Annotated in this window: 1 protein-coding gene; it reads right to left on the bottom strand. The window is 64.8% G+C overall.

All coding sequences use genetic code 11. The annotated features are described in order from the left end of the window. A partial coding sequence (locus ACT84W_RS09480) for a tRNA dihydrouridine synthase (protein ID WP_444329020.1) occupies nt 1-764 on the bottom strand: 764 nt, incomplete at its 3' end. Nucleotides 765-783 lie beyond the last annotated feature (19 nt).

Genomic DNA, 783 nt, shown 5'->3' with positions numbered 1-783 from the left:
GTCGCACGATAGAGCTCATCGTGGAAGCGCTCGAGCTCCTCGCGCGTAAGCCCTGCGCCGCCGCGAATCTGGCGCGCAAGGGCGGGGTTGGCCAGGATTCCGCGTCCGAGCAACACGTGTCGCGTCTGCGGATATTCCGCAACCAGCGCCTCGTAGTCCCCCGGCGCAAAGACGTCCCCGTTGTACGCCACGGGAAACGGCGCCTGCTCGAGCGTCCGCCCATAGAGCTCGCGCCGCGGCTTTCCGCTGTAGAAGTCTTTCTGAACACGGGGATGGACGATGAGCTCGCAGATCCCGCAGCGGCAAAACAGCTCGAGGATCTCGTCGTACTCCACCTCTTCTGCAATCCCGACGCGCGTCTTTACCGAAACCGGCAGCGGCGAGCGCTCACACACGTCGGAAAGAAACGCCTCGAGCCGAGTCGGGTTACGCAGGAGGCCGGAGCCCTTCTCCTTTGCGACGACCGTTCCCGAGGGACAGCCGAGGTTGAGGTTGATCTCTGTATAGCCCATGCCCGACAGCAGCTCGGCCGCCCAGACGAACCGGTCGGCGTCGTTGGTCAGAACCTGCGGCACGACGTCGAGGCCTCGGTTACTCGCGGGGTCAAGCTCGCGGTCGTAGTGCTTGGTGAAGCCGTCGCCCACCCTGGGAAGCGGCGAGATGAACGGCGTGTAGTAGCGGTCGAGCGCGCCGAAGACCTCCGCATGCACGCGTCGGAACACGTGGCCCGTGATCCCCTCCATGGGAGCCAGCGAAAGCAGCATCGGTTTGCCCTTCTCCTTA

It is taken from the genome of Paratractidigestivibacter sp., assembly GCF_052362415.1.
Taxonomy (GTDB): Bacteria; Actinomycetota; Coriobacteriia; order Coriobacteriales; family Atopobiaceae; genus Paratractidigestivibacter.
The sequence above is the reverse complement of the archived record's forward strand: the minus strand, read 5'-3'. Positions and strand labels throughout refer to the sequence as shown.